This window comes from Bartonella sp. AD328YNZD (genome assembly GCF_042196425.1).
Window position 1 is genome coordinate 1 of sequence record NZ_JBHIQG010000164.1, and the last position, 5,486, is coordinate 5,486.

Genomic DNA, 5,486 nt, shown 5'->3' on the forward strand with positions numbered 1-5,486 from the left:
AAGTCAGAAACTGGAAGCGTCTCACTCAAGTGTGGAGAAGGTTGTTCCTGAGTGTTTGGCCGCAAAGTCATCTGATCAGCTAAAGATGGTGAAGATGTTAAAACAGCAGCTTGTTGCTTTTCATCAGAAAGAGGATGAGGAACTGATGGAGGTAACGCTACACGAGTCTGATTTTCTTGAGAAGAAGATACCAAAACGCTAGAAACCTTCTGTGCTTCTCTTAAATGACGTGGAGGCCGTGACTTAGGAGGTTGCTTTTTAGATGGACGACGATCAGCCTTTTTTCCTCCAGAAGAATCCCCTTGATCAGACAAGGTAAGAGGAACCTTCATCTTCTTGTTTCCACATTGTATCTCAGTATTCGAACGTCCCATATCTTCAGAAGAATCCCTAGATAAATACCAAGTTGTAGAATAACCACTAGAACTCGCACATCTTTTTCTCTTCACTAATTGATACTGATAGGTCCCACCATCAACAGCTGTAATGCCCTTGCCCGAAAAATCTGTCAGAGTAAAATTAGCTCCTTCATTTTGGCTTCTATCGGTAACTAACGGAATCTCAGTAACAAAACTATTCCTTTGTGAGAGAGGACCTGTAATTTCAGCACCAGAATCTGCAACGTGTATTTTGTGATTACCTGCCCCCTCACCAATCGTCAAGTAATCACTTGCCTCCCAAGTAGCACTAATATTGAATCGAAAATGCAAATCCCCTGAAAGTTTCTCAACATGAAGTGAAATATGACGTGGATCATACGGAATAGAAGTAAAAATAACCGTTCCTCCATGTCCCCCTAAATCTTCAATTTCAATCTGAGGTTTTTCTCCTATATTCCGTTCACCGACCTCAAATATTGTTTCATCAGCTCTCTCTTCTATAGGAATCTTTTTCTTAGTGATATGGTTTGTCCTATCACCAGCAAACAAATAAAGTTCTCCATGATTATTGACCCTTACTTCTCCAACGACTTTTTGAATACCAGAGTGAAACCATGACCTAGCAGAATCCGTAATTGTTAAAGTATCCACAAACCCTTCAGGATATACAACTTGAATAGCCTTCTCCTTCAAAGTAGTAGCATAAGACTCTCCTAACGCTAAGACGTGTTGTCTGCCATTCTTAGAAATCTCAGCATACATTGATTTTCCCCCCTCTTGTCTTTGCTTCGCGTAAAGATTTTGTTCTCCGTTATCTCCTACTTTCGTATACCAAACCACTGCCCCATCATACACATTCTGCTGACCCACTGCTCCACTACCCCCAGAAACTGTAGTATTAGAAGCACTACTCCTTCTCTCCACGCTTGTAAGATCAAGGTTTGGTTCTTCATGAACAAACTGCTTACCTCCAAGAATTTTAGCATCTATTGCATTTCCTCCACGCGTAACTATTTGCATCCCCCCTTTTTTAATAGTGGAACCTACAGAAGTTGCTCCATTTTCAACAATCTCAACACTGCCATCCCCAACCACAATATTGCTGCTGAAAAGGGAAAGAGTCAGGGCTGAACCTTTTGGTATTTCTGCTCCATTTCCCACATATTCTACTATTGCTAGTCCTTTACTTCTGCTCTCAGCTGTACTTGCAATTTGCACAAGACAACTACTGATCATCAATACTGAAAAACTTAATTTGTATTTATACCGCATTATCCACACTCCATTCTCAATTATTTAGAAAAATATCCCACAGCTACGTAGGTAGCTCATTTTAGATTGTATCATAATGTGTTTTAATTATGTCTAAACACAATTTTTTAGTGTATTTTTTTAATCTAAACAACTATAAGTTGTTTATCTATAAACCACTAAAAACTCTAACTTAAGGCAGAAAAACTGAATAAAATTCAAAATATTTATTTGAATTCAAGGAATAATTTGCATATTTGGAATTATGGATGAAAAAAATGCTCGTGCCCTTTAATGGGGCACTATCTTCACGTGAAATAAAACGCCATTGGAGTGTACATTCACGCGCTTGTTTTAAAGAGATATCTCTCAAAGCCCCAAGCCCATTTCCTAACGTTGACCATGAATAGTATAATGGTAATCCATGAGCATCATCATCTTTACGCTTATGGCGAAGCAAACCAGCACCATCACGCACTTTTCTAGCTCTAAAATGCTGCAACGCAACACTCTTTTATACTTGAAGCAATTTATAAGAGGTACATTTAATTCTCTCTTGTACAATTTTTATCCACGCAAGCTTCCCCGCTTGTGACGTGTAAGAAAATGGTTTTGATTAATTTAACATGGAGCAGATTTGAAATAAGAGAATCTTACGATATTTGGAACTCTCATTCAACATGCAAAACAATGAACACTCTTTATAAATTAATACCTTATCTTAAAAGAGAGTATAAAAGCATCCTTACTCTTTGAGTAAGATCTCTATACTCTCGAGAAGACAGAGCTAGCTTTATCTGTTTAAGCTTACAAAATAATGACATTTATAAAGTTAATCAGCCGTGTACACACATATTTAGAAACTATAGCGTAACCCCAAAATACCTTGAAGAGCATTCTTAATCTTATGTCCTTTTAGATAGTATGTTTCCGCATAAAGTGTTAGTTTATCATTGACCGAACCGTTTAAGCCAATTCCCAATTTACCCGCACTGCCTGATAAGTCCGTGATAAATTTATGCTGGTTATTAATTGTCGTATAATTATTATCTATATTCTCACGCAACCAAGCTGCCATAATGTAAGCTGTTAATGAAGTTTCTGAATTCACAAAAAATTCATGTCCTGCAGTCAATCCAACTTCACTGCGGAATGAAGTCAATGGGCTTAAATCACCGACCATTCCATTGGAAAGTTTTATTTTTTTACCTTCAACCTGCAAACCTGTTAGCTTGATATAAGGCTGCATCCAAGTATTCTGTGCCGGTTCAAAATAACAACCAATCTCAAATGATCCACCTATCGCCCACTGATTGTAATGACTTTGAATCACTAAGCTATTCGTTGAGATGGCTTTCAAATCATCCTGGTAATAATTATATTTCAAAACACTATCCATATACCATCCACGATGATCAAAATAAGTTGCGTAAGTTCCAATGCTGTAAGAGCTCAAACTACTGTCACCACCTCGTGCATGAGAAACACGTGCTTGATCATAACTCCCAAAACCACCAACATACAACTCTCCATGCCTTAATTCACTCAACTGATCAGCACCAAAGACTAAACCTGTCTGCCCAAGTTTAAAGTGTGTATGGCCTGTCGCAACACGTTCTCTGCTCTTAATCGCATAAGTCCATAATTCGATATCTTTCTTATTTCTGTCCCAAATTTTTCTACCATTCCGTATAATTTGCAACTCATTGTTAAAAATAAGCCCAGGGACTACGGACAACGTTAACACTGCATCTGTAGAGGGAGTCGTTGATGTTTCACCAGGAAAAAAAGGATTTGTTGGATCTGGAATAGAGTTTTCTGGCCCACTGAGGCGGTCTGCCGATAAAAACCACACTTTTCCATTTTCATCCTTTCTTTCTTTCAATCCATACATATAAGTTCCACCATCAATGGCGTTAATTTTTTCACCCTTAAGATCTGTCAGCGTAAAATTCGCTCCACCACTTTGATCCGTAATTAAATCACGTTTATTTGAAAAAGGATCCGTGATTTCAACGCCAGAATCAGCAACAATTATCGTATGATTTCCTGCCCCTTTCTCAACCAAGAGATAATCACCACGATTATGGGCAATCGTAGTATTGAATGCAAAATGTAAACTGCCTGAAAGATTATTCACATGCAGCTGAGAATAATATGGATCGGAACCAGTAAATGCAAAAATAACACTCCCCTCACCACTTAATTTTTGTATCAAAGAGCTTTTTCCATCAAACTCATTAGTAATAGAGTACAGTTTTGTATCTTTTCCATTCAAAATAATATCTTCTACTGTAGTGCGATGTTGATTATTCCCAGCATAAAGATGAAGTTGCCCAGAATGATTTACCTGTATTTTGCCTTCTAATGTCGCTCCAGCATGCACCCATGATTTTGTTTCATCATTCATTGTTAGATTTTTTACAGATCCATCAGTATCTATTTCCTGAATAGCGTTCTCATTTAAAGTAACTCCAATGGCCTGACCACCTTTTAAGATACGCTGTTTACCACCACCAAAAACCTCTGTATCAAACGCAAAACCATTATTTTTTGCACTTTGAGATTTTTTTCCAATCTCTTGTACGCCCCCTCGCATAACTTTCGTATTCCAAACTTTTCCCCCATCATATACTTTTTGTTGGCCTAGTGTTTCATCTTGACCATAAATTACGGTATGAGAAGCACTACTCCCTTTAACCTCTTCTCCAACATCCCCTTCCCCAAAAACCAGTTGCTCACCACCATAAATTTTAGTCCCCTCTACTTTTCCTCCATTTCCAACACTTTGTTGTCCGCCTTCTTTAACAACAGCATTTTTCGAAAGTCCTTGTTTTCTCTTTAAAGCCTCAACATTTTCAATTCCACCATGTTCAATTTTACTATTCTCACTGAGACCTCCTGCATACACATAAAGCTCTGCACCATTCTTTACTGTATTATTAATGGATCGCCCAGGACTATCAATCTCACCATCATTTGAGATGTATGCTTTACCTTCATTATCAAGGATATAATTTTCTAGCAGGGCCCCATCTTTAATGGAGATAAGTTCAGGTTTTTTAAGAAACGCAGTATTTTGTTCTTGTGTATTATATCCAATATTGTCACGATAATTGCTGTCAAGCGCCTGTTGACTCACGAATACTCTAGAACCCTTATCCATAATAAAATCACTAGGCTTTTTTAAAAAGTCTAATTCATTGCGCGTTCTTACCATGACATCATGAGAGGCTCCAAGGATGCATCTTGCTGATTTCATATCCTCATTGTATTGATTGTGAAATACTTTGTCATTTTCATAACTTGAAGATTGACAAAAAAGCGGTGCCCCCCCCTCATTTGCAGAAGCAGCATGCACAAAACAGCTGCTCAACATGAGTATCCAAAAATTTCGTTTCCATTTATATTGTATCGCCATATCCTCCCCCTTCACGTCTGCATAGACACCAAACGTAATTAGCTCTACAAAACATATTTTCAACCTTAGATTGCAAACAATCCTTTTTAAAAATTCTCTTTATCTCATAAAAAATTGTTCTTTACAGTTTTTTAAATACTTTTTTGATCACGAATATAAGGGCGTTTTTATAGTGCTTCTTTAGCATTTCCTCGGAGTTTTCTTATCAAAGAAAAAAGTAATGCATAATAAAGTATATAAGGGTATACAGCTTATCATGAAAAGCAAAACTGCATGCTCTGAAAAATTGTTCTCTGAACCTTTATTAAAGACCTTTAAACAATCATACATTTAAAGGTAACTAAAAAATAACCATATAATTAAAAACTATAGCGTACACCTAAAATACCCTGAAGGGACTGTTTTGTTTTACGTCCTTTAACATAATGGGCCTC

The 5,486-nt window shown here is 37.3% G+C and carries 3 protein-coding genes; all 3 read right to left on the bottom strand.

Going from position 1 to position 5,486, the window contains the following annotated elements:
• Window positions 1-1,652: pertactin-like passenger domain-containing protein (locus tag ACFIO3_RS08105; protein ID WP_375704294.1), on the bottom strand; the 1,652-nt coding region annotated here is incomplete at its 3' end.
• A 172-nt stretch (window positions 1,653-1,824) separates the two neighbouring features.
• Window positions 1,825-2,133: a hypothetical protein gene (locus ACFIO3_RS08110; RefSeq protein WP_375607691.1), complete on the bottom strand. Its 309-nt coding sequence runs from the start codon at window positions 2,131-2,133 to the stop codon at window positions 1,825-1,827.
• Between the two features lie 354 nt (window positions 2,134-2,487).
• Complete coding sequence (gene bafA, locus ACFIO3_RS08115) at window positions 2,488-5,052, bottom strand: BafA family autotransporter (RefSeq protein ID WP_375607692.1); 2,565 nt, start codon at window positions 5,050-5,052, stop codon at window positions 2,488-2,490.
• Window positions 5,053-5,486 lie beyond the last annotated feature (434 nt).